Below are 25,720 nucleotides of genomic sequence, written 5' to 3' on the forward strand. Positions count from 1 at the left end.
CGAACGCTACCGTTTGCCAAACTTCGAAGTACTGGAAACCGGAATATGCGAATTCTCGCGATAGGTGAATGTATGGCCGAAATGGCCCCAACTGACGCGCCAAGCACGTATCAAATGGGGTTCGCCGGAGACACGTTCAATACAGCTTGGTATCTGGCCCAACTCACACCCGAAACGCCCTTGTCCTATTTTACAGCCGTCGGAGATGACGCCATCTCATCACGGATGCTGAGTGTCATGCGCGAAAGCGGGGTCAACACCCAGAAGGTGCGGATCGTGCCAAACCGTTCAGTGGGGTTGTATCTTATCACGCTAAACAACGGGGAACGCAGTTTTACCTATTGGCGCGGCCAGTCGGCCGCACGCCTATTGGCCCAAGACAAGCAAGCACTTGCCCACGCCATGACGCAATCTGATCTCATTTATTTCTCGGGCATCACTCTGGCAATCTTGAACCCTGAAGGGCGCGCTGCCTTGCTTGACGTTGCTCGGTCAGCGCGGCGTGCCGGAAAACGGATTGCCTTCGACCCCAATCTGCGCCCGCATCTTTGGGACAGCCCCTCTGAGATGACCGAGAACATCATGCAGGCGGCCGCCGTTAGCGATATTGCCTTGCCATCATTCGAGGACGAGGCACTTTGGTTCAGCGACATGAACCCCGCGGCCACTTTGCAGCGCTATGCAAGGGCGGGTGCAGAAACGATCGTTGTCAAGAATGGCGCAGAAACGGTCATTTTTCGTACTCGCGGCGCAGAGGGCTCTGTCCATGTTCCGCCTCTGGCCTCGGTTGTGGATACGACTGCTGCAGGCGACAGTTTCAACGCTGGCATTCTGGCGGGGCTGGCAACGGAAAAATCCTTACCTGACAGCATAGCACTGGCCTGCAAACTGGCAGGGCATGTCGTGCAAGGCAAAGGTGCACTTGTTCCCGTCAACCAAAGCCTGCTCGATAGTTGCCAACAGCCTTAGCAGAAGGATCCAGCCCTTGCCGAACCCTCAGCCTGCCGAAACGATCAAACTGCATCCGGATACGCTTGATCGCTTGTCAAAGGTCAGCACAGCGACTGTGGCCACGCTGCTTTACAAACGCGGTTATCAAAACGCCTATGTTCAAGGCGTTGCCCCATTGGGCAAGGGCAAGCCCTCCCTTGTCGGCCCGGCTTTTACACTGCGCTACATTCCTGCTCGGCCTGACACCGACCCGATCGAGGCGTTTCGTGAGCCAGATCACCCGCAGCGCGTGGCCGTGGAAACATGTCCTGAACGCGCGGTATTGGTCATGGATTGTCGGCAGGATGCATCGGCGGCCTCGGCAGGTTCGATCCTTTTGACGCGACTGGAAATGCGCGGAGCAGCGGGCGTTGTCACGGATGGTGGAATTCGCGACGCCGACGGTGCCGCAGCACTTGAGATGCCAGTCTTTGCTGCAAAACCGTCTGCCCCAACCAACCTTACGAAACATCATGCGGTAGATATCGGTTTGCCAATCGGGTGTGGCGGCGTGGCGGTCTATCCTGGTGACATCGTTCTGGGTGATGGCGATGGTGTCATGATTATCCCACGCCACCTCGCCGATGACATTGCGATCGAGGCAGGCCCAATGGAGCTGTTCGAACGCTTCGTTCTGGAAGAGGTGCGAAAAAGCACCCCCGTAATTGGACTTTATCCTGCAACCGACCCAGACGTTCTCGAACGATTTGAGGTCTGGCGCGCGCGGCTCTCTGACTGATGTCTGAATCGCTGCAATGTAGGTTTTGTCAGAAGAACTTGGCTTGAGGCGGGCAAGGGGGCATTCATAGCCTTTGTGGATGGAAAGACGATCACCATTTAAATGCTTCAAAACCAGTCCCGAGATCATCCGCTTTGCGGTGATGCTGTACATCCTTTCCCGCTCTCGCTTCGGAATGTCGAAGATCTGCTGCACGAGCGAGGCATCGACGTGCGCCACGAAACTGTTCGATTTTGGTGGCACAGGTTTGGCCCGATGTTTGCTGCTGATATAAGGCGGAAGCGTGTTCAGCTGCTGCGCGCGTTCTCCAAATGGAAGTGGCACGTTGACGAGGTTTTCGTGAAGGTAAATGGCAAGCGGCATTATATTTGGCGGGCCGTTTATCAGTAAGGCGAGGTACTGGAAGCTGTTGTCACCAAGCGCCAAAACAATGCTGCAGCATTGAAATTCCTTGAGAAATTGATGAAGCGACACGGCAAAGCGGAAACCATCGTCACGGATCGCTTTGCCTCATACAGAGCCGCTCTCAGAGAGCTTGGCGTTACCGAAAAACAAAGGACGGGCAGGTGGCTCAACAACTGCGTCGAGAATTCGCACCTGCCGTTTCGAAGACGCGAACGCGTAATGCAGCGGTTCATACGGGTGCGAAGTTTACAGACATTCGCCTCCGTCCATTCCTCCGTCTACAACCACTTTAACAAGGAGCGATCTCACCAGCAGAGATACATTCAAGCTGACCCGCGCCGCCGCCCTTAGCGAGTGGCGTCAACTTTGTTCCGGATAGGTTCGCGGTTTCCGCGACAAACTGAGGCTAGTTCGAATTAGTCGGAAAACATCTAGGGAAATCCGTTTTCGGTCGGGCGGGCAGCGCGACGCCATTTTTTGCGCCAGAAATCGGATCAATGACGGACGACGCCGCAGCTTAGGTTAAGAATTGCGTCCCTCGCGTGCTGATCCGATGCCAAGGATCAGGTCGGCGCATCGTTCGCCAAGCATCATGGCAGGTGCGTTTGTGTTGCCGGCGTTGATGTCAGGCACTGCGGACATGTCGCAAACCCGTAAGCGCTCGATCCCGCGCACACGCATTCTGGCGTCCAGCACTGCCATTCCGTCGCCGTCCCGACCCATTTTGGCAGTGCCCGCCGGGTGATAGTTGGTTTTTACGAATCTCTTACAATGTGCTCGCAGCGTCTGTTCGTCGTCCGCTATCGGAATGACGACTTCGCGAACCCTTTGAGCAAGCGGGCCCGACGTGAATGCCCGGCGAAAGAACCGCTGCCCCCGGATCATCTCTTGCATATCGTCTTCATGCTTCAGAAGGTTGGGCGAGACCACTGGCATGGTGTGAGGATCGGCCGAGCGAAGTCGGACCTCTCCGCGTGATTTCGGTTTGACCACGACGGTCGTAACGGTCAGGCCAAAGTCATCCTGCACCTCGTCCAGAGCGTCGCGATCCAGATAAACAATTGGCACGCAAAAGGCTTGGATGGTCGGTTCTCCATCAGGAATCGACGGATTGACAAACGCGCCGGCTTCGACTCCGGCGGAAGTCACCGGTCCGCTGCCGAACAGTTTGAACTGGATGCCGTTGCGAAGCATCCGCCAGCCCTCACCTTGTTTGAAGTATCCGTAGGGACCGTTGGCAAAGGCGGTAATTGGAACTTCGGGGTGGTCAATCAGGTTCTGGCCAACCCCCGGCAATGGGCAGATCACGGGAATACAGTGATCGGCAAGATGTGCATCAGGTCCGATGCCTGATAGCATTAGGATTTTTGGCGTCACCAGAGCGCCCGCCGCAACGACAACTTCACCATCGCACCGGACCGTGTGGGCTCCGCGTTTGTCTCGATACTGCACGCCGACGGCCTTATCGTTTTCGATGATGACTTTGCTGACCGTTGCGCCAAGCCGGATGGTCAAGTTCGGGTTCGTCTCGAGAGGGGCGAGAAAAGCATAAGCCGACGAACTGCGCTTACCGGCGCGATTGGTGAACTGATAGAACCCGACACCGCGCTGCGTTGCGCCGTTGAAGTCCGTGTTGAATGGTTCGCCAAGGGCCTGCACCGACTGAACGAACCAACGTGACATGTCGTCGATATGCCCCGGATCCGAGACCTGCACCGGACCGTTGCTGCCATGCAGGTCATTGTGAAGCCTGTTGTTGTCTTCCATCCTGCGGAAGTAGGGCAGCACATCATCCCATCCCCAGCCGACTCTGTCGTTGGTCTGTCGGAGCAGGTTTTCCCACGCGTCATAATCAGAAGGGCGGCCACGCATATAGACCTGGGCATTCACAGACGACCCGCCACCCAGCACGTTGGCCTGCGGAATGTCATGCACGCGACCGTCCAGGTGGTCCTGCGGTTCGGTCTGGTGGTAGGTCATGAACTTGGACCCGTTGATCATCTTGAAGATACCCGGCGGCATGTCCAGCAACGGATGGCGGTGCGAATGCCCGGCCTCCAGCACCAGAACCCTGCACTTGCCCTGGTTGACCAGTCGCGCTGCAGCGGCTGCGCCGGCAGAGCCGCCGCCGATGACGATATGATCGAAGGTTTCCGTCACGAGTTCGCCTTCAGGCCCGGCGTTTGGGTTCGCTGATCGAGTCGCGCTCCACCAGTTCGCATTCAAGCTTCACGAGAGGGTGTCGCTGACCATCCGTCGGACCGTGGAACAACTGTTCGATGACCCAGCGTCCCATCGCCCTAGTTGGAAGGATCATCGAGGTCAGGGGTGGCGACAGGTGTCGCGCGGTTTCGTCATCGTCGAATCCGATGACCGAGATGTCCTCGGGGATGGATAGGCCAAGTTCCTTGAGCGCCTCATAGCAGCCGATTGCCATTCGGTCATTCTGACAGAAAATGGCGGTTGGCGGAGAGGGCAGGTCCATCAATTCGCGCGTGGCAGCATAGCCTGCGCTGGGCAGCCAGTTGCCCTCGATGACCAAATCCTCGTCAAATGGGATGTCGGCGGAAGCAAGGGCGTTTCTGTACCCGGTCGTTCGCCCTGCGGCGCATTCCATGAACGGCTCGCCGGTGATGGTGGCGATTCGTTTGTGCCCCGCCTTGATCAGGGCGTTGGTCGCCGTATGTCCAGCGGCGACTTCACCGGGGATCACCGCAGGAAAAGAGAGGTCGTCGCAAAAGCAGTTCAGCAGCAGAACCGGGGTTGCGGTCTGCCTGAGGATTTCCGGAACGACCACCCGCCGGGTGAAAACGGTTGCGTAAATGATGCCCGCAACCTGTTGGTCGAGGAAATACCTAAGCGTTCTGGGTTCGACCTCGGGGTCGTTTTGGGTTTCTGCCAGCAATACAAGATTTCCCGTGTCCCGAACGGCCTGTTTCACGCCATTAAACGCGTTTACCATTTCGGGGCTCGACGCCAGATCGTCCACGACAAAAGCGATGGTGCCGTCTAACGCCGAGGGCCGAGGCGCGCTGTTCTGTGGTTTCCTGAGTTGAGAGGGCATGGCGTATCCAAGCGTGTTGGCGGCGTCCAGGACTCTTTGCTTTGTGTCCTCGGAGATTTTGACGGAATCGTTCTTGTTTAGAACCAGCGATACTGTCGTCTGTGAGCACCCGGCGACGCGTGCAATATCATGCATCGTTATGCGCTGCCGGCCCGCGACTCGTCCCACGCCCCTGTGCTGCCCGGCCTTGTTCGCTTGATCGTTCATCGCTCAACCTTTTTGTTCGCTTCCTTTTTATCGACAATACGGAGGACGCGCAACTAATATTAGTGAATAGTAATTAATATTAGTGTTGACGAAATAATATTATTAGTGTTTTGATCGATGGTGGGGTCGCCAATGTGGTCTGACCGAGTAAGCGCGGGAGGCGAAATTGCGGTCTGTAGTGGGGGAGTTGGGTCAGGTGGTTCGGCATTCGATGTTCATCGATGGCCGCTTTACCGACTCTGACGCGGACACGGTTGGTGTCGAGAACCCTGCAAATGAAGAGATCGTTGCGCAAGTTCCAGATGGCGGTGCCGCTCATGCGGATGCGGCCGTCGAGGCGGCCCATCGTGCTTTTGGCTCGTGGTCCTCGCGCCCGGCGATCGAGCGGGCGCGACTGGTTCAGCGGTTGGCCGAAGCCATCCGGATTGACGCCGGGCGTCTGGCCGCTCTGATCACGGTCGAGCAGGGCAAACCCATCACGCAGGCCCGAAGTGAAGTTGATGCCGCTGTTACCTTTCTTTGCCATGCGGCTGAAGAGGCCCGGAGGATTTCGGGTGACATAGTGGCATCGGACAACAAGTCCGAGGAAATCCAGATCCGGCGTCATCCTTATGGCGTTGTTGTTGCGTTGACGGCTTGGAACTATCCGCTGGCATTGGCCGCCAGGAAAGTCGGGCCTGCGCTGGTCGCGGGCAACACTGTTGTTCTGTTGGGACACGAAATCACGCCGCTGTCCGGTCTCGCGATCGCCGAGCTTGCCGAAAAGGTCGGGTTTCCGCCCGGTGTTCTGAATGTTCTGACAGGCAAGGGGCCGGTGGTAGGGCAGCGGTTGGTCGAACACCCCGATACCTCACTGATCACAATGACCGGCAGCACACGAGCCGGTAAAGAGATTTTTCGCGCCGCGGCCGACCGGATCAAGGTTGTCCGGCTCGAGCTTGGCGGCAAGGCGCCGTTCATCGTGATGGAGGATGCGGATATTGACGCTGCTGTTTCGGCCGCCATTGCCGCCCGGTTTGCCAATTGCGGCCAGATTTGCACCTGCAACGAGCGTATGTATCTGCATCGCGGTATTTCGGATCAGTTCTTGGAAAAATTCGTGACAGCAGCCCGCGCATTGTCGATCGGAGATCCGATGGAGGACTGCGACCTGGGGCCCAAAGTCAGCAAGGTCGAAATGACCAAGGTCGCCGAAATCATCCAGCGCAGCATCGCCGAAGGTGCCACGGTCCATCTGGAAGGCGGGCCTTTGACGGACGGCGCGCACCGCGAAGGGCACTGGATGTCCCCAACGGTTCTCGAGGTCTCCGACAACGGCAATGCCGCGATGCAGGAGGAGGTCTTTGGACCCGTGGCGACAGCCATGCGAGTCGATGATTTTGATCAGGCGATAAGTTTTGCGAATGACACGTCATTCGGGCTGTCCGCCTATCTCTTTACGGCATCGCACCGGCGATTGATGGAGGCCCCGAGCCGTTTGAAGTTCGGCGAATTGTACCTGAACCGCTCCAATGGTGAGGCCGTACAGGGATTTCACACCGGTTGGGGTTTGTCCGGGGTTGGGGGCGAAGACGGCGCGTATGGCTTCGATGGCTATCTGAGGAAACAGACGACTTACATGAATTGGGCATGACCTAAAACTCGCGGTCAAAACGGAGGCGACCGCACCAATGGAGGAGGAATAACCATGAAACGCAGAACTCTTTTGATCTCGACGGTTGTCGCGGGTGCGCTGTTGGGCACGACTGCGATAGCGCAGGATCTGCCACCGCTTGAGCAGAAGGATCGCTACAAGGTCGGCTTTGCGCAGATGGAGTCGAACAATCCGTGGCGCATTGCCGAGACAAAATCGTTCCATGACACGGCCGAGGCCTGCGGCTGGGACCTTATCGCGACGGATGCAGCCGGATCTGCAGCAAAGCAGGTTGCGGATGTGGACAGCATGATCGCCCAAGGCATCGACGTTCTGTTCCTGCCCCCGCGGGAAGAAAAGCCGTTGATCCCAGCCGTTATGAAGGCCCGTGCCGCGGGAATCCCGACCTTTTTGGTGGACCGCTCGGTTGATCCGGCCGTTGCCAAGCCGGGCGAGCATTTTGTGGCGTTCCTTGGGTCGGATTTCATTGATCAGGGCAACCGTGCCGCACAGTGGCTGATGGAGAATTTCGACGGCGACAATGGCGTCATCGTCCAGTTGGAAGGCACGACTGGTTCTTCACCTGCAAATGACCGCAAAAAAGGTTTCGACGACGCGATTGCAACGGATGACCGCTTTGAGATCGTGGCTTCTCAGACCGGTGACTTTGCGCGCGACCTGGGTCGTCAGGTGATGGAAACCCTGCTGCAGGCGCACCCCGATGTGAACGTGGTCTACGCCCACAATGACGAGATGGCAATCGGTGCGATCCAGGCTCTGGAACTGGCCGGTCGCAAGCCTGGCGAGGACGTGACCATCGTTTCGATCGACGGGACACGCGATGCACTTCAGGCTATTATCGATGGCAAGATGGGGGTGACGGTGGAAAGCTCACCCTTCTTCGGCCCTCTGGCTTGTGAAGTCATGAATAAATACGCGGCTGGCGAGGCGATCCCGGAATGGGTGAAAGTCGAAGATCGCATCTTTACCAAGGACAATGCGGCCGATCACATCGACGAAGCCTATTGATTCTCCCTGGTGGGTGGTGCTGGCCTGTGGTCGGCGCCACCTGCAAGCAATCGGAGGAAGACATCTCATGAATGCGCTCGTCTCGATGTCGGGAATTGAAAAGTCCTTTGCCGGCGTGCCGGCACTTAGCCAGGCCAACCTGGAAATCGCGCCCGGCGAGGTTCATGCGCTGATCGGCCAGAACGGTGCGGGCAAATCGACGATGATCAAGGTTCTGACCGGAGTTTACGATCGGGATGCCGGCGACGTTCATCTGGCGGGTGTGCCAAGCCGCATTTCCACTCCGCGCGAAGCGCAGGAATCCGGAATTGCCACCATCTATCAAGAGCTCAACCTGGTGCCGCTGCGGTCAGTGACTGAAAACATCATCATGGGGTACGAACCCAAACGTCTCGGCTTTCTGGTCGACTGGCGCGAGGGCAACAGGCGCGCACGCGAGGTTCTTACGCGCTTTGGCATAGATATCGACGTGACCGAGCCGCTAGGAAATTTCTCGACAGCGATCCAGCAGTTGGTTGCGATTGCGCGGGCTGTTTCGCTGGATGCGAAACTTGTCATCATGGACGAACCCACGTCGTCGCTGGATGCCAGCGAAGTCGAGGTGCTGTTCGGTGTTGTGCGCGAGTTGAAGAAACAGGGCGTGTCTGTTCTTTATGTTTCGCATTTCCTCGATGAGCTGTTCCAAATATGCGATCGAGTCACAACGATGCGAGATGGGCGCACCGTCAGAACGCGTAACGTCCAGGATACGACCAAACTGGAAATGATCGCGGACATGCTGGGCCGCAACAAGGATGAGATCGCGGCAGACGGTTTGACGGACTTCGCAGGTGCCAAGGCCAAGAAAGGCGATATCGTTTTGCGGGCGGACTCTGTTTCAACAGGCCCGCGGCTGACGCATTTCGACCTCACTCTCCACCGCGGGGAAATCGTTGGGCTGGGCGGATTGCTGGGCTCAGGCCGGACCGAGGCGGCGCGCGCTTTGTTCGGAGTGGACGGGAAACGCAGCGGCGCAATCGAGTTGCATGGCGTGGTCGGGCAACCGTCCGGACCGGGTGACGCGATCGTAAACGGCGTCGGCTTTCTGACCGAAGATCGCAAGGCCGAAGGGATCATTCCAGACATGTCCGTGCGCGAGAACATGACGCTGGCCCTGCTGCCGAAACTGGCCAGTCGTGGTCAAATCGACTTTGCCCGCGAGCGCGAGATTGTTCAGGCCTTTATCGACGATCTGGGCATCAAGGCGGCGCATATGGACCAACCCATTCGCGAATTGTCCGGCGGCAACCAGCAGAAGGTGCTGCTTGCCCGTTGGCTGGCGACGCAGCCCGACATCCTGATACTCGACGAGCCGACCCGAGGCGTGGATGTTGGCGCCAAGCGAGAGATCCAATCGTTCATTCGGTCTTATGTCGAGAAGGGGTTTGGCGTCGTTCTCATCAGTTCGGAATTCGAAGAACTGGTGGAAGGCGCCGATCGCATCGTGGTCATGCACGAGGGACGCTCGGTCAAGGAACTGACCAACCCCGGGGTCACCGAGAACATACTGGTGCGCGCGCTTGCGCATCATGAAGAAGGAACTGGTTCATGGAACGCGCAATGAAGTTGCCGCAACGGGTCGCATCAATGACCTTCCGCTTTCACGGCGGCATCGCCGCGTTAGTCGCCCTGCTGGTGTTCAACGCGTTTTTCACACCTAATTTCCTGCAACTGCAAACCCTGTTCGTAAATATCAGCCAGGTCGCTACGATCGCCATCGTGGCCATGGGGATGACGCTGGTAATCGCCACGGGTGGGATCGATCTGTCGGTTGGGGCGGTCATGGCGCTGGCGGGGGCGCTTGCTCCGTTGATCTTTCTGTCGGATCTGGGCTCTGCCAATCCGATGCTAGGCGTCACTTTGGCCATTGTCCTGCCGCTGTTCATTGCGGGGCTATGCGGGGTATTCAACGGCGTGATGGTTGCCGTGTTGAACGTGCAGCCCATCGTTGCGACGCTCATTCTCTTCATCTCTGGTCGCGGTATTGCCCAAGTCCTGACGAACGGGAACTTGCAGACGTTTTCAAACCCTTCATTCAGTTATCTTGGAACTGGAAAAGTGCTTGGATTGCCGTTCCAGGGCTGGCTGGCGCTGGCCATTGCCTGTGTGCTGTTTTGGGTGATCACCAGAACCACATGGGGCCGTTACTTGCTGGCCATAGGGGGCAATGAACGCGCGGCCTATCTGTCGGGTGGTCCCGTCCGACGGGTCAAGATCGGGGCCTATGTCATCTGCGCGGTGCTTGCGGGCCTAGCCGGTTTGATCGTGGTTGCAATCAACTCGGCCTCGGACGCCGCGCGCAACGGCAATCTGATGGAGCTTGATGCCATCGCGGCCGCGGTTGTTGGCGGGGCTCTTTTGCAAGGCGGGCGAGCGCCGATCTTTGGTGCCATACTGGGTGCCGTCATCATCCAGTTGGTCAAATATACATTGTTGGCCAACGGGGTAGAGGACGAAGTTGCACTGATCGCCAAGGCCGTCATCATTATCCTGGCCGTTTGGGTCCAGCAGTTTCGGAGGGCTTAATCGATGTTGGATGAAACGGCTTTTGACTTGCGAAAATACCTTCGGCGTAATTCGGCCTCGGTGACGGTTTGGATCGCACTGCTGGCTTTGATTCTGTTCGGGCTGATGCGCTATGACAACTTTGGCAGCGCCTACAATTTCTCGTCTTTCCTGAATTACAACGCGATGTTCATCGCGATTGCGCTGGGCATGTGTTTTGTGATCATGACCGGCGGGATTGATCTGTCGGTCGGATCAGTGGCGGCCTTTACCTCGGTTGTTGCGGCCTATCTCAGCCCGTATGGGATTCAGGTTGCGTTGCCGGGGGCCGTTCTTGCCGGGGTTGGTTTCGGGGCGATCAACGCCTTTTGCATAATCATCCTTCGGATCCCGCCCTTCATCGCCACGCTGGCCACCATGCTGGCCGCAAAAGGCGGCGCATTGGTGATTTCGGGCGCCCAGACAATTTCGGTCGATTGGGGGTCGAACTTCACCAAGCTTGGCATGGGGCAGGCGTTTGGCCTGTTTCCATGGGCAATCGTCATCGTGGCCGGACTGACTCTGGCACTTTGGCTGGTGCTGGAAAGAACCACCATCGGGCGGACCGTCTTGGCGATCGGTGGCAGCGAGGATGCCTCGAACCTCATGGGCCTGAAGGTCAATCGCGCCAAGGCTTTTGTCTACCTGCTGTCGGGTGGCTGTGCGGGGCTGGCCGGAGTCTTTCTGGCCTCGGGTTTTGGAGCTGGGCAACCCCTTGAAGGCATCGGATGGGAATTGTCAGCTATCGCTTCCGTGGTTGTAGGCGGCACTTTGTTGACGGGTGGGATGGGATCGATCCCTGCGACGGTCGCCGGCGCGTTGTTGCTGGGGCTGGTTTTCAACGTTCTAAACTTTGAAAACGGTCAGGGCACCATCAGTTTCAGTGCCTATTGGCAAATGGTCATACGTGGAGGCTTTCTATTTGCGGTCATCCTTTTACAGTCTCGGGTTATTGCCAGGCAGCAGAAGGTCTTGGGTTAATGAATCGCATAGAAAGTGTATCAGCGCGGCTGTTCAACGTTCCGCTCGCAGAGGTCCTGGTCGACGCCAAACATGGGGATCACACGTTTTTTCAATTGATCACGGTCACCATTCAAACCTCGGATGGGGTCGAGGGGGTCGGGTATACCTATACCGGGGGCAAGGGTGGTCACGCCATTCTGGCGATGATCAAGCATGACCTGTCACCGTTCCTTGTTGGACAAGACGCCGAACAGATCGAAAGCCTGTACGATGCCATGCAGTGGCACGTGCACTACGTCGCACGGGGCGGGATCGCCTCGTTTGCCATCTCGGCCGTGGATATTGCACTGTGGGATATTCGCGGCAGAACGCAGAATGCGCCATTGTGGCAGATGGCCGGTGGAGCGTCGAAAAGGTGCAAGGCCTATGCCGGCGGGATCGACCTGAATTTCTCGTTGGAGAAACTGCTGCGTCAGACCGAAGGGTACCTTGCGCGTGGGTTCAACGCAGTCAAGATCAAGGTCGGTCAACCAGACCTGGCCGACGATCTTGCACGTGCCCGGGCGGTGCGCGAGATGCTGGGGCCGGACCGGTTCTTCATGGTCGATGCGAATTACTCTATGAGTGTCGAACAGGCCATCGTCGCTGCCAGAGGGTTCGCCGACTGCGATATCCTGTGGTTCGAGGAACCGACAATTCCAGACGACTACAAAGGTTATGGCCGAATTGTCGAAGCGACGGGCGTTCCCCTTGCCATGGGTGAAAACTTGCACACCATACACGAATTTGAATACGCCTTTGATGACGCGAAACTGAGTTTTATCCAGCCCGATGCCTCAAACTGCGGTGGAATCACCGGCTGGCTGCGCGTGGCCGCGCTAAGCGCACAACACGGCATTCCGGTTTGCAGTCATGGGATGCAGGAACTGCACGTCAGCCTTGTTTCTGCGCAACCCAACGCAGGGTGGCTGGAAGTACACTCATTTCCGATAGACCAGTACACGACCCGTCCGCTGGTTGTGGAAGACTGTCTGGCCGTAGCCCCGGATACCCCGGGAACCGGAGTGGAGTTCGACTGGGAAAAATTGAATGCGGAACACAAGGAGATGCAATAATGACGACCCAGACGATCTCTGCGGCATACTACAGGGGCGATAAGAGCTTTGCTGTAGAGCAAGCCCAAGCGACTGCTCCGGGCCTAGGCGAGGTTGCCGTTCGCGTTGCCTATTGCGGGATTTGCGGGACGGATATGCACGTCTACCACGGCAACATGGATGCCCGCGTCGGCCTGAACCGGGTGATTGGGCATGAGATGTCAGGTGTCGTCGAAGCGGTGGGCGAGGGCGTCGATACGGTCGAACCCGGCCAGAAGGTCGTTGTCCGACCGCTTGATCACTGCGGAGAATGCCCAGCTTGCAAGCGGGGGCATCAGCATATCTGTCAGAATCTCAAGTTTCTCGGCCTCGACACCGATGGCGCGATGCAAGAGATCTGGACTGTTCCGGCCCACACGTTGCACGTTCTGCCGGATGACTTGCGCATGGATCACGCGGCGCTGATCGAGCCGGTTGCCGTTGCCTGCCACGATGTGCGGCTGTCTGACCTGCAACCTAGAGAGGACGTTGTCGTTATCGGCGGCGGCCCGATTGGCATCCTGGTTGCCATGGTTGCGCGGGACGCGGGTGGAAATGTCGTAATTTCCGAAGTGAATCCGAACCGTCTTGCGATAGCTGAAAAACTTGGCTTTGACACGATCAACCCAACCGAAACCGACCTAGTGTCCACAATCAATGCGCGCACGGGCGACAAAGGGGCAGATGTGGTTTTCGAGGTGTCAGGAACGCAGCCCGGTGTCGATGCAATGACCGCCGTTGCCGCGACTCGGGCCCGGATCGTAATGGTCGCGATTCATGCTCAAAAACCTCAGATAGACCTGTTCCAGTTCTTCTGGCGAGAGCTGCAACTGATCGGTGCTCGGGTCTATGAGCCAGAGGATTACGAGAAAGCCATTGCAGTTGTCGCCTCGGGCGGAGTGGACGCGGATGTTGTGATCACGGACGTCAGCCCACTGGCAGACATTCAGGCCGCGTTCGAAGCACTGGATCGCAGCCCAACCGCGATGAAAAGCCTGATCGAAGTAGGACCGCGTTCATGAGTGTTTTGCAAAGTTTCGACCTGACGGGAAAGACGGCCCTTGTGACCGGGTGCAAACGCGGTATCGGGCGCGGTATGGCCGAAGCATTGGCATCGGCCGGAGCCAATATCATCGGAGTGTCCGCCTCGCTCGAGCTGTCTGGCTCGGATGTCGAAAAAGCCGTGACGGCGATGGGACGCAATTTCCGGGCCTACCAATGCGACTTCTCGGATCGCGCCGCGCTGCATGGGTTCATTGATCAGTTGAGGGCCGACGGACAAATCTTTGATATACTTGTCAACAATGCCGGCACGATCAAACGCAAACCTGCCGCCGAACACCCGGACGACTGGTGGGACGAAGTGATGGAGGTGAACCTGTCCTCGCAGTTCGTTCTGTCACGCGAGATCGGCAAGGACATGCTGGCGCGCGGCTCGGGGAAGATCATCTTCACTGCATCGCTGCTGACATTTCAGGGCGGCATCACCGTTCCGGGCTATGCGGCCTCGAAAGGCGGGATTGGACAGCTGACCAAAGCCTTGGCCAACGAATGGGCCGGGCAGGGCGTAAACGTGAATGCGATCGCGCCTGGCTACATCGCGACTGACAACACCCAAGCCCTGCGGGATGATCCGGTCCGGTCGAAGTCGATCCTGGAACGAACACCCCAAGGCCGTTGGGGTACGCCCGTTGATTTTGCCGGACCGGTGGTCTTTCTGGCCTCTGCTGCGTCGGACTTCGTCAACGGTGAAATCCTTGTAGTCGACGGGGGCTGGATGGGGCGTTAGCACTGACAACGCTCCATGTCATCCAAGGCATCACGTCCCGATGTAGTGCACCTTCAATCGGCGTGCATTGGGTGCTTCCCGATGTTCGAACAGGTACAGGCTTTGTACGCGACCCAGCGGAAGCTGCCCCTGTTCGACCGGGATCGATACCTGAGTTTGCGTCAACAGCGCCCGCAGATGCGATGGAGCGTTGTCGTCCTCGGTCGGGCGGTGGTGATACTTGCCTGGTGACTTGGGTACGAGTTTCTCGAAGAACGTCTCGATATCCTTGAGCACTTCGGGATCGGCATTGGCCTGCACCAACAGCGCGGCACCGGTGTGGGCGCACCAAAGGGTCAGCAAGCCCGAGAAAAATTCGTGTTCGAACACCGCACGCTGAACGATCCCGCTGATGTCGATGAGGGATTTGCCCGGCGTTTCAATGGACAGGTCAAAAAACTGTTGTTTCATCCAGCAGGCCCTTTCCTTGATTTCACGCGAACGCGCCCAGCTTTCTACATCTCACTTGGCATTCAGCAATGGGGGTCAAACTTTTGATTTTGAACGCATATTGACTGCATTTTCATGCAAACAGGCTTTTAAACTGGTCCACACACAGACGAAAACCATCTTCGAAGTTCCCGTTGCCGGGTTGATAAACGCTTTCGAAAGAAATGACGCCATCATAGCCGTCGGATCTGAGCGCGTCCGCGATGGGTTGGAACAAAGGCGCAAGCTGACCTTCCCCCATGCGGCGCACTTCCAGCGTTGCCCGCGGCGTGTCGACCTTTACGTCCTTGATGTGAATGTGACCCAGGTAGCCGCCGCGCAGTTCTTCATAACCGTCTGGGTATGCCAGTTCATGGCACCAGCAGTTGTTTCCGGGGTCCCACAGCACTTTCAAAGAGTCTTTTGCGTCTAACTCGTCAATCAGCTTGCGGGCTGTATAGTTGGAATTGACCAGCGTGCCGTTTCCGGTTTCCACGACAAGCGTCACGCCCTCAGCTCTTGCCAGTTCAACCGCCGGCGCGATCAGCGGCGGCATCGAGTCCCATACCCCATGCGCCACGTTCCACTTCTCGGCGCCGTTTTTTCCCCAGAGTATCTGCTCTTTTCGTTGCGTCATGATCCGAACCAGCGGAGACGCAACAACATGCGCCATGTCGATCACGCGTTTCAAGGCGTCCATATGCCGAGTGTGCAGGTCGTCGCCGGGCTTGTTGGCAGCAGTCATCCCCGCAAAGATATGGCGCGACAGACACGACACAGGCTTGCCCCGGTCGCGCAAAAGCGCGTCGATCTCGGCAATTTCCTGCGGGGAATGGTCTCCGACCTCTGAATCGCCAACGAATTGAAGCTCTGCATAGTCCAGACCGAATTCGTCCATTACGTCCACGGCATGCCGCAGATCGCGGGAAATGCCGTCGCAAATTACACCTAATTTCATGTCCGGTCCCCTCAGCGATGCAATTCTGCGCCAACGATCTCTTCGATGACGCGAGTACACACCCAGTTGTCGCCATTCGGGTACTTGGTTTTTCCGGCGTGAAAGATCTGCATTGCGGATGACGCTGTGTGCATGGGAACGCCCAATGCACCGGCCAGTGCTAGAGAGATCGTCAGGTCCTTATGCATGGTTGCGATATGACTACCGGTGGCTTCGAACTTGCGATCAATGATGTTTTCAAGGGCGGTATTCACGACGCCGCACCCCGCGCTGGATGAGGAGAACACATCAAGCAATGCCTGACCGCTGACACCGGCTTTGGCCGCCAGGGCCGCAGCCTCGAATGTGGCGGAAAAGATCGATCCGATAAGGGATTGCAGGCAGGCTTTCACGGTTTGCCCGTCGCCGGCGTTTTCTCCAACCCGATGAATGGTTGCCGACACTGCCTGCATGACTTCGGCATTTTGGTCCAGCACATCCGCAGCGCCGGCAGCCATCATCGTCAATGTGCCGGTCTGCGCGCCGGGAAATCCACCCGAGACCGGAGTGTCGATCAGGTGGATGCCTGCGCCCTCCATGTCTTGCCCGATAGCGCTTGCTTCGGCCGGGGTAATGGTCGCCGACAGGATGACAGTTCCGCCTTTGGCCATGTTCGCAACCAAGCCATTTTCACCCAGAATGACATCGCGGGCCTGATCTCCGTTCATCACCATGACAAACACAGCGGCGGCGTGACGGCCGACCTGCCCCACGCTGTCCTTGGCCAAGCCGCCCATGTCGGTAAATGCCTTCATGCGCGTCTCGCTCAGGTCGAAACCTGATGTTTCAAAGCCATTCTTGATCAGGTTCTTGGCAAGGCCGCTGCCCATGTCGCCAAGACCGATTACGCCTGCAGTTTTCATAAATAATCCTCCCGTTTTCCGCCATCTCCGTATGGCAGACGTTTCGAAAAATGATGCCCAATCGCATCGGTTTTCGCGGGAGTTTCACGCGTCTTGAACAGACGTCGGGCGAGTCCGGAAGACACCCCGCTGCCCGTATACGTAATGTAAGTAAACGAAGAATGCGGCGCGCAGGCAAGCAAAGAAGTGTTGCGGGTGGAAAGAAACTGTCTGATCCGACGCGTTAGGAAAACGCCGCCATGATGCCGCGCAGTTCCGCCAGCCCGCGCATTCGTCCGATCAGCGGATAACCGGGAGTACTGTGTCCGCCCAGATCGCTCAGCAGTTCTTGTCCGTGGTCAGGCCGCATCGGAATTTGCCAGTCGCCACGCCCTTGGGATTTGCGGCGGCGCTGTTCGTTCATCAACTCGCGAATGGTGCCGACCATGTCGGTGTCGCCCTCCAGATGCGGGGCCTCAAAGAAGTCTGGCTTCTGGCTGTATGACCCCGCGATGCGTCTGGTGTTCCGCAAGTGAACAAAGTGAATCCGGCCGCCATGTCTACGCACGAAGTCCGGCCCATCGAATTCGGGGGACACTCCCAGCGAGCCGGTACACAACGTTGCGCCGTTCGCCTGCAAATCAACCGCATTCAGAACGGCGCCGTAGTCATCGGTGCTGGACATGACCCGCGGCAGACCGAGCAACGAGAACGGCGGATCATCCGGATGACAGCACAAGCGTAGATCTAGTTCTTGGGCCTCTGGGGCGACCTCGGAAAGGAAGTCTATGAGGTTTGCGCGAAGCTGGTCACGGCCTATGTGCGCATATGTCCGCAACAAAGAGCGTACGTCCTGCACGCTCCACTGATCGTTGGCGCCGGGCAGCCCCGCAGTGACATTGTGCTGCAACTGGGCTTTGGATTCATCCGACATGCGCAAGAAACGATCCTTGGCCGTTTGCTGGACGTCGCTGGAATAGTCTTCCGACGCACCTAGACGTTCGAGAATATATATGTCGAATGCAGCAAAATCGGTCAGGTCGAACAGCATGGCCGTTCCGCCATGCGGCTGCGGGGCGCGAAGGGCGGTGCGTGTCCAATCCAGGATTGGCATGAAGTTGTAGCAAACGACTTTGACTCCACGGGCGGACAGGGCTCTGAGGCTGGACTTGTAAGCCTGGAGATGTTCGGCCATGTCTGTGGATTGCGTCTTGATCGCCTCGGAGACGGGCAGGCTTTCGACAACGTCCCAACTGTACCCGTCAGCGGTCAGAACGGCCTGCCGGTCGGCGATGCTCTGTTCGTCCCAGGGCTGTCCCGGTGGGATGTGATGCAGCGCGGTGACAATGCCCTGAACCCCGACTTGATGGAGATCGACCAGGGCGATCGGATCTTCGGGTCCGAACCAACGCCAGCATTGTTTCATGGCAGCCATCCTTCATACAGAGGGTGATCGGGCTCGATGGGAAGGGCAACACGCTGCCCGGTGCGCGCCGCGTGATAAATCGCCGTCACAAGGCCGATGGACGCAGCACCGTCCTGCAGTGTAACGACTGAATTTGCCTCGGACCGTAGCGCCTTGCCGACTTGGGTAAAGAACCCTTCGAAACCTGTTGGCTCCATAGCGGAGGCGGCAAGAGCGTCGTCGATAGTGGCTTGATTCAACGGGTCCCGCGCGACGAATGTCCAAGGCATTTGACCCGGGGCATAGGGTTCCGTGCCAGAGGTGGCGGTCACTTTTTCAAAGACGAACCGCAGGCGGGTTTCGTCCTTAGCGGCGCCTAGTGTGATGTTGCTTGTGCACAAAGCTCCAGAAGTCATGCCAAAGCAGATCGCAGCGCAGTCTTCCGTCTCGATCGGGTTAACTCGCGTTGTGGCCATTGCGGACACCCAGGCGATATCACCCGCAATATGAGTCAGCAGATCATGGTTGTGGATGGCATGGCCCAGCACTGCGCCGCCGCGTTCACCGGCCCATGTTCCCCGCCACGGCACCGCGTAATAGTCTGCCCCCCGGGACCAATGAGTTTCAAGCGCGGCAGTTTGGACCGCTCCGGTGAGGCCTGAACGTTGCAACTGGCGCAATTGGGCCAGTGACGGGCCCCACCGGTATTGAAAGACCGGAAACACATGCTTGCCCGTGCTGCGGGCGGTTTCCGTGATCCGATCTACATCCTGCATAGAGGTCGCAAGGGGCTTTTCGCATACAACGTGTTTTCCTGCGGCCAGTGCCGCAAGGGTGGTCGGTACATGCAGATGGGGTGGCAGGCAGTTGTCGATGACATCAATCGCCGGATCATCCAGAGCGTCTTGAATGTTGGTCAGTGCTTGAAAATCCGAGTTTTGTCGAATCTGCTCGATCCGGTCCGTATTCTGGTCGACGACGGCGGCTACGCGGAAGGTGCGGTCAAGCCGTTCCAGTGCGCTCAGATGTTGCGCACCGATACCTGCGCCAAGGATCGCAACGTTGATCATTTTCGTTCCGCCATTTCCTGTGCACGCAGCGCCAGTTCCATGACCGTAAAGCAGTGGGTCTGCGCCATTGCGGTTTCGGTCCGGTTACGGACGTCATCGGCGAGGCGCGAAAAGTAGGGAAGGTCGGCGTTGGTTGCGTCGATCTTTTGGCAGGTTTCACCATTGACGAGGATCAGATGGTCTGTTCCCGAGGCACCACCCACATCGACGTATTTCCGCAACTCGATATAGCCTTCGGTGCCTAGGATCGTCAGGCGACCATCCCCCCAGTTTGGCAAGGCATCCGGAGTGAACCAGTCAACCCGGATGTACCCGGTGCCATTCTCGCTTCGAAGATTGAGCTCTCCGAAATCCTGCAATCCGGGATCATTGGGGTTTGCGTAGTTCGCTACATAGGCGTTTGTGATTTCTGCGGTTTTCGAACCTGTGTAGTGCAAGAACTGATCGATCTGATGCGAGGCTATATCGGTCAGAATGCCGCCATAGCGGTCACGCTGAAAAAACCATTCCGGCCGGGTTGCGCGGTTCAATCGGTGCGGGCCAAGTCCGACCGTCTGGATCACGCGCCCGATGGCACCGGCCTCGATCAACTCGGTCGCCCGGGTGCTGACCGGCGTTTCAAACCTTTCGGAAAAATCCACCGACCAGATTCGACTGGTGTCCGCAACCGCCCGTTTGATCTGGTAGAGTTGCTCGAACGACGTGCAGCCCGGCTTGTCGCTCATGACATCCATACCGTTCTGCATGGCACGGATCGTCAACGCGGCCCTATCTGCCGGAATTGCGGAAATCAGCGCCAAATCCGCCCCGCAGGCTAAAGCGTCTTCCAGTCGGGCCAATCGTGGAATATCGGGAAACCTTTTGACGTAGCCCGCCAGCGTTTCGGGTTCGCCTTGTGTCCAATAGCCAACGCAGTCCACGCCGATTTTGCGCATGTTTTCCGTCATGCCATAGATATGGCGGTGGTCCAGGCCAAGGGCGACGCAGGTTAGGCTCATGAGATGACTCGTGTTTTCTGGCCGGTTCGATTGGCGATCTGCATCGCGTCTATGACGGCGTGGGTCAAAAGGGCACTGCGTCCGGTGGCCATGGGTCGCGTTCCACCGGCGAGTGCGTTGGCAAAATCCTCTATGACCGCCTGGTGCCATTCATGGGTGAACGCCATGGGATCGGCCCCGCCGCCTGTGGCGGACGTTTCGCCAACCGTGGATTTCTGACCGTCGAAAGTGGTCAAGGTCAGAACACCTGATTCCAGATGCGCTTTGGCGTGCGTGCCCTGGATCGTGATAGATTCAGCGGCCCCGGGATATACGGCGGTGGTTGCCATCAACGTTCCCACCGCGCCGTTATCCATTTCAAAGATTGCACCTGCCCAATCCTCGGCCTCGAGATCGTGCAACGGAGTTTTTCTCATCATGGTTTGAATGTCCGAGATCGGCCCCAGCAGCCACATCGCGAGGTCAAGCGTGTGGATTGCCTGCGAAATCATGACACCGCCTCCGTCGCGTGCATAAGTGCCGCGACCTGGCTCGTCATAGTAGCTCTGATTGCGCCACCAGGGGACATGGATTTCCACCGTGGCGATCGCGCCCAACTCACCCTGTACAATGGCTGATTTCAGCGCCTGCGAGGCGGTGCGAGCGCGGTGCTGAAAAACGATGCCCAGCAGCACGCCAGACACCTCGCACTGCTCGACTATGGCTGTCGCGGCGCCCAGCGTTCTTTCGATAGGCTTTTCCATTAGGATCGGTTTCGAAGCGGTCGAAAGAACCCGCACCAACTCTGTGCGCTGATCAGGCGGGGTAGCGATGATCGCAAAGTCGACGTTTGAGTCGTTTGCGATTTCCTCAACCGAGCTGAACGCGCGGGTGTCGTTTCGCTGCGCGAACTCAGCTGCTTTTTCAGGATTGCGCCCTAGGACGCCAGCAAGATTGAGACCTCGCTCCGATGCCTGAATGGCAGCAACATGCGTTCCCGAAACCATCCCCAAACCAATCAGCGCAATATTCATTCATTCCCCCGGATCACCCGGTCAGTCTGCGGGTTCGAACGGGAAAGATGCAACCATTAAAAACTGTGTTAACAATTGCGGGCAGCAGTATCGGAGGCAGAATTGACTGGTAATTTGAATGGGATGGCAGAAGGCCTGTACCTGGGCATCAAGGACCTCCCGATCGTGTCTCCGCATGGTCACTGCGATCCGGGGTGGTTCGCAACCGATGCGCCGTTTCCCAATCCGGCAGAGCTGCTGGTGGTTCCCGACCATTACGTGTTCCGAATGCTCTATTCGCAGGGTGTTCCCTTGTCCGAACTTGGCGTTGGGGAAGAGGGGCGAAAGAATGATCCTCGCGACGTGTTTCGCACCTTTGCCGAGCACTGGCATCTGTTTCTGGGAACGCCATCCCGGATCTGGGTGAACTACGTGCTGCATGAAACGCTGGGCGTGTCTGAGGAGTTGTCTTCACGCACAGCAGACCTGATCTATGATAAGATCGCCGAAAAGCTGGCGCGACCCGAATTTCGCCCGAGGGCTTTGTTCGACAAGTTTGGGATCGAGGTTCTGGCCACCACGGATTCCGCTCTCGACGGCCTCGCGGAGCATCGGGATATCCGTGCAAGCGGTTGGGGCGGGCGAGTTATTCCGACGTTCCGCCCAGACGGGGTTTTGGATGGGGCAGACCCGGAGTTCGTACAGAACCTGAACAAGTTGGCCGAGCTGACAGGCTGCGATCTGGGCAGCTATGATGGCTACCTCAATGCGCTGCGAATGCGGCGGGCTTATTTCATCCGGCTGGGCTGTACGGCTACCGACCACGGTATCGAACGTGTGCAGACCGAGTGGCTGGAAGACCCGGATGCGCTGTACCAACGGCTGAGACGGCGGGAAGGGGCCGAACAGGATGCTCGCCGTTTCTACGGGCATATGCTGATCGAAATGGCGCAGATGTCTGTCGATGATGGTCTAATCATGCAGATACATGCGGGCAGCAAGCGCAACACGAACGACGCGGTAATGCGGGACTTCGGACGGGACAAGGGGGCTGACATTCCAATCGCGATGGATTGGGTCACGGGCCTTGAGGCGCTGTTGAACCGGGTCGGAAACTCGCCGGAACTGCGGATCATTCTCTTCACATTGGACGAAAGCACCTATGCCCGTGAACTGGCGCCAATGGCGGGGCATTGGCCGTGCCTTCGGATCGGGCCGCCTTGGTGGTTCCACGACAGCCCAGCCGGGATTGCGCGGTATTTCGATCAGGTCGTTGAAACGGCCGGATACTACAATCTGGCCGGATTCAATGACGACACGCGGGCTTTTCTGTCCATTCCAGCTCGTCACGACCTGTGGCGACGAGGTGTTTCTATTCATTTGGCCGAGCAGGTTGCGCGCGGCTATTTCGGCCGGGACAGTGCCGAGCATCTGGCGCGATTGCTGGCGGTCGATCTGGCGAAACAGGTTTACGGGTTGCAAAGCTAGATGGGTACCATTCTTCACTTCGGTCTTGGAAACTTCGCCCGGGCGCATTTGCTGGACTACACCGATCAAGCGGGCGGATGGGACGTTGTCGGCGTTAGCCTGCGTTCATCCTCGGTTCGGGATGGATTGGCCGGCCAGGGTTTCGAGTACGATTTGTGCGTACAGGGGCAGGGCGTCCGGCGCATAAAAGCTCTGCGGGACGTTCTGGTCGCGCCCGAGGATCGCGCCGAGATTCTCAATGTGATGGCGGATGCCGAGATCATCTCGGCGACCGTCACCGAAAAAGGTTATCACTTGGACGCAGCGGGCAATCTGAACCTTCAGGACCCGGCGATTGCTGCCGATCTGGCGGGGCAGGGGCCCGCAACGCTGATCGGGTTTCTCGCTTTTGGCCTCGCGGAACGGCGCAAGCCAGTGACGGTGCTAAGCTGCGACAATCGCATGGAAAACGGCAAAACGCTTGAAACGGCAGTTGCCGATTTTGCAAATGCAGCCGGTCTGGACGTGAATTGGGACGCAGTTCGCTTTCCCAACGCGATGGTCGACCGGATCACCCCGGCTACCACGGACGCCGTTCGCGCAATCAGCGGCGATCCTATGGCTGTTCCAACCGAGGCGTTCTCGGAGTGGGTGGTCGAGGACAATTTCGTCGGGCCACATCCGGATTGGCCGGGCGTGCAACTGGTCGATGACGTGGCCCCGCACGAGATGCGAAAGCTACGCATGTTGAACGGTGCCCATTCCCTCTTGGCTTATGCCGGGTTGGAGCGAGGCCTGACCTACGTTCACGAAGCGGTTCAAGACCCGGTTTTGCGCCCGCTGGTTACCGAGTTGATGAAGGATGCGGGCGCAACGCTGCCCGCAGCACTGCAAGTACAGGTTCCGGACTATGCCGAGGCTTTGTTGCGCCGCTTTGAAAACCTCGAGCTGGCGCACCGTCTGGACCAAATCGCGATGGATGGCAGCCAGAAGCTGCCGTATCGGTTTGTTCCCACACTCCGTGAGACCGGCTCTCAGGCGGTGATCGCAGGGATGCGGGCCTGGATCTCCTTTTGCATGTCCGAGATCGCCAAGGGCAGGACGCTGAACGATCCTTGCGCGTTGGAAATCGCCTCGGCTGTCACACAGCCAGATCCGGTAGTGCCGCTTTTGGACCTTGTTGGCGCTGAGGATCTCGCGTCACTTATCCGGGAGTGATCGCGCCGCGGAACTGAACAACGGTGGACGCCAGATTGTGTCCGGCCATCAGGGCCTTGGCCTGCGATTTTCCTGTCAGCAAGGCTGCGAGGTACCCACCGTTGAAACTGTCGCCCGCCGCTGTAGTATCCAGCACGTTTTTGGCAGGCTCATAGGTTTGGTCAATGTTCTGACCAATGGACAGAGGGCCATCCTCTCCGCGTTTCAATGCACCGACACCGTGATGATCGGTAAAGCGTGCCGCCACTTGATCCGCGCATTCCCCGAACAGTGCCATCTCGTCGTCGATAGATGGTAGGGCAATATCTGCACGCTGCCAAAGCCGTTGGTTGATCTGCCGGGCGTGTTCGGCGCTGTCCCAAAGACGCGGACGAAAATTGCTGTCATAGACCAACCGGACTGAAGAGCCTTCGAGCCAGTCCAGAAGCGCAAGCCTTACTGAATGCGGAAGAATGGCCACGGAAATCCCTGACAAGTACAGCACGTCGTAACCTTTCAGCGAGCTGAAGTCATGATCGGCAAAAAGCTGGCGGGCGGCCGCCTCGCTGCGCCAATAGGTGAAGCTGCGTTCACCGTCCGCAGAGGTCGTGATCGCGTATAGTCCCGGAGAAGCGTTGGGAATGATGCGGATGCCGGATGTCCCGATGCCATGGCTGGCGACAAAGTCCGCGATGCGCCCTGAGAACGGGTCGTCGCCCAGACATGTCACATACTCCACCTGCAGATCAGGAGCCGCGCGGTGCATGTAGATGGCTGTGTTCAGCGTATCCCCCGCGACGCCCACCTTCGCGCCGGTCTCCAGCATGGACAATTCGATCATTGCTTCGCCGATGCAGGCAATTCGCGTCATTTCTTTTCTCTTTTCCAGATGATGAGCCCGGCAACCATGATCAGCGCAGCCCCTGCCAACGTGAATGCGTCCGGTACAGTGTCAAAGAACAGATAGCCCCAGATCGCAACGTAGATCAGGAACGAATAGGTGAATGGCATCAACTGGTTCGCCGTTCCGAACCGATGCGCGTTAGTCAGCAGTTGATGCCCGCACCAGCCAAAGACGCCAAGGCTAATCAGGACTATCAGACTCCAGGTGTTTTCCGGCTGGACCCAAAACCAGATGGCGAAGGGCAGCAGGACCACCGTCCCGGTAAGCCCGAGGTAGAATTGCATGGTATCCACCGCAACAACCCCGGACAGCCTGCGCGTCATGATCGAATACAAGGCCAGCGCAGTGGCGTTATAGACGATCAGCAGCATGGTCGGATGAAAGGCCGAACCAAACGGCCGCACGACAACCAACACCCCCAGAAAGCCCAGGATGATAGCCGCCCAACGCCAAGGTCCCACTCTCTCCTTCAAAACGAAAACGGACAGGAAGCACACGATGACCGGGCTTGAGAACATGATTGCCGACACGACGGTCAGAGGCAAAAACCGCAAGGCATAAAAGTTGAAAACGGTCGCCGAGATCAGCAGTAAGGCCCGGCTAATGACCTGCCATGGATGGTCGGTCTTGAATCGGCTGGCCTCAATCCCGCCTTTGGCGATCACACCCACAGAGATCACAAAGTGCCCCGCGTAGCGCATGAACGCCAACTGAAATGCCGGCACGCCGGCCAACGCCAACCACTTGGCCCCAAGGTCTACCAGCGAAAAGAACAGCCACGCCGTCAGCATCAGCACGATGCCAAGGCGCGGCAGGTCCGCATTGGGGTTGGCGGTGACAGCCAT

Annotated in this window: 23 protein-coding genes and 1 pseudogene; 13 read left to right on the forward strand and 11 right to left on the reverse strand. The window is 57.9% G+C overall.

Annotated features, from left to right (window positions below):
• Nucleotides 1-45: 45 nt before the first annotated feature.
• The 3 genes and pseudogenes from AC2FIB_RS16460 (at nt 46) to AC2FIB_RS16470 (ending at nt 2,513) form a co-directional block, all read left to right on the forward strand.
• The gene (locus AC2FIB_RS16460) at nt 46-969 is read left to right on the forward strand and encodes a sugar kinase (RefSeq protein WP_480720339.1); all 924 of its coding nucleotides are present in this window, start codon (nt 46-48) and stop codon (nt 967-969) included.
• A 16-nt stretch (nt 970-985) separates the two neighbouring features.
• Nucleotides 986-1,729 carry a ribonuclease activity regulator RraA gene (locus AC2FIB_RS16465; protein ID WP_170750430.1) on the forward strand — a complete coding sequence of 248 codons (744 nt, stop codon included), beginning with the start codon at nt 986-988 and terminating at the stop codon, nt 1,727-1,729.
• A 79-nt stretch (nt 1,730-1,808) separates the two neighbouring features.
• Nucleotides 1,809-2,513, forward strand: a pseudogene (locus AC2FIB_RS16470) (IS6 family transposase).
• A 143-nt stretch (nt 2,514-2,656) separates the two neighbouring features.
• On the opposite strand, the gene AC2FIB_RS16475 reads toward AC2FIB_RS16470, so the two are convergent.
• Nucleotides 2,657-4,294: a GMC family oxidoreductase gene (locus tag AC2FIB_RS16475; protein ID WP_496736477.1), complete on the reverse strand. Its 1,638-nt coding sequence runs from the start codon at nt 4,292-4,294 to the stop codon at nt 2,657-2,659.
• A gap of 10 nt (nt 4,295-4,304) precedes the next feature.
• Nucleotides 4,305-5,405 carry a LacI family DNA-binding transcriptional regulator gene (locus AC2FIB_RS16480; RefSeq protein WP_234899403.1) on the reverse strand — a complete coding sequence of 367 codons (1,101 nt, stop codon included), beginning with the start codon at nt 5,403-5,405 and terminating at the stop codon, nt 4,305-4,307.
• Nucleotides 5,406-5,571: 166 nt separating this feature from the next.
• Here AC2FIB_RS16480 and AC2FIB_RS16485 point away from each other — a divergent pair, with 166 nt between their 5' ends.
• The 8 genes from AC2FIB_RS16485 to AC2FIB_RS16520 all read left to right on the forward strand — a co-directional run bounded on the left by AC2FIB_RS16485 (nt 5,572) and on the right by AC2FIB_RS16520 (nt 14,535).
• A complete protein-coding gene (locus AC2FIB_RS16485; protein ID WP_496736479.1) occupies nt 5,572-7,038 on the forward strand; it encodes an aldehyde dehydrogenase family protein in 1,467 nt (488 codons plus the stop codon).
• A gap of 54 nt (nt 7,039-7,092) precedes the next feature.
• Nucleotides 7,093-8,067 (forward strand): ABC transporter substrate-binding protein, encoded by a 975-nt coding sequence (locus AC2FIB_RS16490; protein ID WP_170558391.1) that lies wholly within the window; start codon nt 7,093-7,095, stop codon nt 8,065-8,067.
• A gap of 67 nt (nt 8,068-8,134) precedes the next feature.
• A complete protein-coding gene (locus tag AC2FIB_RS16495; RefSeq protein WP_496736482.1) occupies nt 8,135-9,670 on the forward strand; it encodes a sugar ABC transporter ATP-binding protein in 1,536 nt (511 codons plus the stop codon).
• Nucleotides 9,655-10,632 carry an ABC transporter permease gene (locus AC2FIB_RS16500; RefSeq protein ID WP_496736484.1) on the forward strand — a complete coding sequence of 326 codons (978 nt, stop codon included), beginning with the start codon at nt 9,655-9,657 and terminating at the stop codon, nt 10,630-10,632. The genes AC2FIB_RS16495 and AC2FIB_RS16500 overlap by 16 nt, the downstream gene beginning before the upstream one ends.
• A gap of 3 nt (nt 10,633-10,635) precedes the next feature.
• On the forward strand, nt 10,636-11,631 hold the full coding sequence (locus AC2FIB_RS16505; RefSeq protein WP_170403549.1) for an ABC transporter permease: 996 nt from the start codon (nt 10,636-10,638) through the stop codon (nt 11,629-11,631).
• Nucleotides 11,631-12,728: a mandelate racemase/muconate lactonizing enzyme family protein gene (locus tag AC2FIB_RS16510; protein WP_058277402.1), complete on the forward strand. Its 1,098-nt coding sequence runs from the start codon at nt 11,631-11,633 to the stop codon at nt 12,726-12,728. The genes AC2FIB_RS16505 and AC2FIB_RS16510 overlap by 1 nt, the downstream gene beginning before the upstream one ends.
• Nucleotides 12,728-13,768, forward strand: coding sequence for a zinc-dependent alcohol dehydrogenase (locus AC2FIB_RS16515; protein WP_496842414.1), 1,041 nt, complete (start codon nt 12,728-12,730; stop codon nt 13,766-13,768). Before AC2FIB_RS16510 ends, AC2FIB_RS16515 begins: the two co-directional genes overlap by 1 nt.
• On the forward strand, nt 13,765-14,535 hold the full coding sequence (locus AC2FIB_RS16520) for an SDR family oxidoreductase (RefSeq protein ID WP_496736489.1): 771 nt from the start codon (nt 13,765-13,767) through the stop codon (nt 14,533-14,535). The genes AC2FIB_RS16515 and AC2FIB_RS16520 overlap by 4 nt, the downstream gene beginning before the upstream one ends.
• A 30-nt stretch (nt 14,536-14,565) precedes the next feature.
• Here AC2FIB_RS16520 and AC2FIB_RS16525 read toward each other — a convergent pair whose 3' ends face one another.
• The 7 genes from AC2FIB_RS16525 to AC2FIB_RS16555 form a co-directional block, all read right to left on the reverse strand.
• Nucleotides 14,566-14,985, reverse strand: a complete 420-nt coding sequence (locus tag AC2FIB_RS16525) for a secondary thiamine-phosphate synthase enzyme YjbQ (RefSeq protein ID WP_496736491.1) — start codon at nt 14,983-14,985, stop codon at nt 14,566-14,568.
• Nucleotides 14,986-15,097: 112 nt separating this feature from the next.
• A complete protein-coding gene (locus tag AC2FIB_RS16530) occupies nt 15,098-15,961 on the reverse strand; it encodes a sugar phosphate isomerase/epimerase family protein (RefSeq protein WP_058277405.1) in 864 nt (287 codons plus the stop codon).
• Nucleotides 15,962-15,972: 11 nt separating this feature from the next.
• Nucleotides 15,973-16,863: an NAD(P)-dependent oxidoreductase gene (locus AC2FIB_RS16535; RefSeq protein ID WP_058277406.1), complete on the reverse strand. Its 891-nt coding sequence runs from the start codon at nt 16,861-16,863 to the stop codon at nt 15,973-15,975.
• A 223-nt stretch (nt 16,864-17,086) separates the two neighbouring features.
• Nucleotides 17,087-18,268, reverse strand: coding sequence for a mannonate dehydratase (gene uxuA, locus AC2FIB_RS16540; protein WP_496842416.1), 1,182 nt, complete (start codon nt 18,266-18,268; stop codon nt 17,087-17,089).
• Nucleotides 18,265-19,317 carry a Gfo/Idh/MocA family protein gene (locus AC2FIB_RS16545; protein ID WP_496736493.1) on the reverse strand — a complete coding sequence of 351 codons (1,053 nt, stop codon included), beginning with the start codon at nt 19,315-19,317 and terminating at the stop codon, nt 18,265-18,267. Before AC2FIB_RS16545 ends, uxuA begins: the two co-directional genes overlap by 4 nt.
• Nucleotides 19,314-20,315 (reverse strand): Gfo/Idh/MocA family protein, encoded by a 1,002-nt coding sequence (locus tag AC2FIB_RS16550; RefSeq protein ID WP_496736495.1) that lies wholly within the window; start codon nt 20,313-20,315, stop codon nt 19,314-19,316. The genes AC2FIB_RS16545 and AC2FIB_RS16550 overlap by 4 nt, the downstream gene beginning before the upstream one ends.
• Complete coding sequence (locus tag AC2FIB_RS16555; RefSeq protein WP_058277409.1) at nt 20,312-21,328, reverse strand: Gfo/Idh/MocA family protein; 1,017 nt, start codon at nt 21,326-21,328, stop codon at nt 20,312-20,314. Before AC2FIB_RS16555 ends, AC2FIB_RS16550 begins: the two co-directional genes overlap by 4 nt.
• A gap of 123 nt (nt 21,329-21,451) precedes the next feature.
• Here AC2FIB_RS16555 and uxaC point away from each other — a divergent pair, with 123 nt between their 5' ends.
• Both uxaC and AC2FIB_RS16565 read left to right on the forward strand, forming a co-directional pair.
• Nucleotides 21,452-22,795, forward strand: a complete 1,344-nt coding sequence (gene uxaC, locus AC2FIB_RS16560) for a glucuronate isomerase (RefSeq protein WP_145974934.1) — start codon at nt 21,452-21,454, stop codon at nt 22,793-22,795.
• Nucleotides 22,796-23,992 carry a mannitol dehydrogenase family protein gene (locus tag AC2FIB_RS16565; RefSeq protein ID WP_480720320.1) on the forward strand — a complete coding sequence of 399 codons (1,197 nt, stop codon included), beginning with the start codon at nt 22,796-22,798 and terminating at the stop codon, nt 23,990-23,992. It begins immediately after the preceding gene.
• Here AC2FIB_RS16565 and AC2FIB_RS16570 read toward each other — a convergent pair.
• Both AC2FIB_RS16570 and AC2FIB_RS16575 read right to left on the reverse strand, forming a co-directional pair.
• Complete coding sequence (locus tag AC2FIB_RS16570; RefSeq protein ID WP_496736497.1) at nt 23,979-24,842, reverse strand: sugar kinase; 864 nt, start codon at nt 24,840-24,842, stop codon at nt 23,979-23,981. The two genes, AC2FIB_RS16565 and AC2FIB_RS16570, sit on opposite strands and share 14 nt — an antisense overlap.
• Nucleotides 24,839-25,720, reverse strand: a complete 882-nt coding sequence (locus AC2FIB_RS16575; protein ID WP_480671558.1) for a DMT family transporter — start codon at nt 25,718-25,720, stop codon at nt 24,839-24,841. The genes AC2FIB_RS16570 and AC2FIB_RS16575 overlap by 4 nt, the downstream gene beginning before the upstream one ends.

Source organism: Ruegeria sp. YTSA072 (assembly GCF_059610285.1).

Excerpts from the sequence above, each read along its gene's own strand:
- AC2FIB_RS16520 (WP_496736489.1), top strand. The coding sequence starts at position 13,765 with ATGAGTGTTTTGCAAAGTTTCGACCTGACGGGAAAGACGGCCCTTGTG.
- AC2FIB_RS16545 (WP_496736493.1), bottom strand. The coding sequence starts at position 19,317 with ATGATCAACGTTGCGATCCTTGGCGCAGGTATCGGTGCGCAACATCTG.
- AC2FIB_RS16550 (WP_496736495.1), bottom strand. The coding sequence starts at position 20,315 with ATGAGCCTAACCTGCGTCGCCCTTGGCCTGGACCACCGCCATATCTAT.
- uxuA (WP_496842416.1), bottom strand. The coding sequence starts at position 18,268 with ATGAAACAATGCTGGCGTTGGTTCGGACCCGAAGATCCGATCGCCCTG.
- AC2FIB_RS16515 (WP_496842414.1), top strand. The coding sequence starts at position 12,728 with ATGACGACCCAGACGATCTCTGCGGCATACTACAGGGGCGATAAGAGC.
- AC2FIB_RS16565 (WP_480720320.1), top strand. The coding sequence starts at position 22,796 with ATGGGTACCATTCTTCACTTCGGTCTTGGAAACTTCGCCCGGGCGCAT.
- AC2FIB_RS16505 (WP_170403549.1), top strand. The coding sequence starts at position 10,636 with ATGTTGGATGAAACGGCTTTTGACTTGCGAAAATACCTTCGGCGTAAT.
- AC2FIB_RS16500 (WP_496736484.1), top strand. The coding sequence starts at position 9,655 with ATGGAACGCGCAATGAAGTTGCCGCAACGGGTCGCATCAATGACCTTC.
- AC2FIB_RS16570 (WP_496736497.1), bottom strand. The coding sequence starts at position 24,842 with ATGACGCGAATTGCCTGCATCGGCGAAGCAATGATCGAATTGTCCATG.
- AC2FIB_RS16480 (WP_234899403.1), bottom strand. The coding sequence starts at position 5,405 with ATGAACGATCAAGCGAACAAGGCCGGGCAGCACAGGGGCGTGGGACGA.
- AC2FIB_RS16535 (WP_058277406.1), bottom strand. The coding sequence starts at position 16,863 with ATGAAAACTGCAGGCGTAATCGGTCTTGGCGACATGGGCAGCGGCCTT.
- AC2FIB_RS16490 (WP_170558391.1), top strand. The coding sequence starts at position 7,093 with ATGAAACGCAGAACTCTTTTGATCTCGACGGTTGTCGCGGGTGCGCTG.
- AC2FIB_RS16530 (WP_058277405.1), bottom strand. The coding sequence starts at position 15,961 with ATGAAATTAGGTGTAATTTGCGACGGCATTTCCCGCGATCTGCGGCAT.
- AC2FIB_RS16555 (WP_058277409.1), bottom strand. The coding sequence starts at position 21,328 with ATGAATATTGCGCTGATTGGTTTGGGGATGGTTTCGGGAACGCATGTT.
- AC2FIB_RS16495 (WP_496736482.1), top strand. The coding sequence starts at position 8,135 with ATGAATGCGCTCGTCTCGATGTCGGGAATTGAAAAGTCCTTTGCCGGC.
- AC2FIB_RS16575 (WP_480671558.1), bottom strand. The coding sequence starts at position 25,720 with ATGGCTGTCACCGCCAACCCCAATGCGGACCTGCCGCGCCTTGGCATC.
- AC2FIB_RS16460 (WP_480720339.1), top strand. The coding sequence starts at position 46 with ATGCGAATTCTCGCGATAGGTGAATGTATGGCCGAAATGGCCCCAACT.
- uxaC (WP_145974934.1), top strand. The coding sequence starts at position 21,452 with ATGGCAGAAGGCCTGTACCTGGGCATCAAGGACCTCCCGATCGTGTCT.
- AC2FIB_RS16510 (WP_058277402.1), top strand. The coding sequence starts at position 11,631 with ATGAATCGCATAGAAAGTGTATCAGCGCGGCTGTTCAACGTTCCGCTC.
- AC2FIB_RS16525 (WP_496736491.1), bottom strand. The coding sequence starts at position 14,985 with ATGAAACAACAGTTTTTTGACCTGTCCATTGAAACGCCGGGCAAATCC.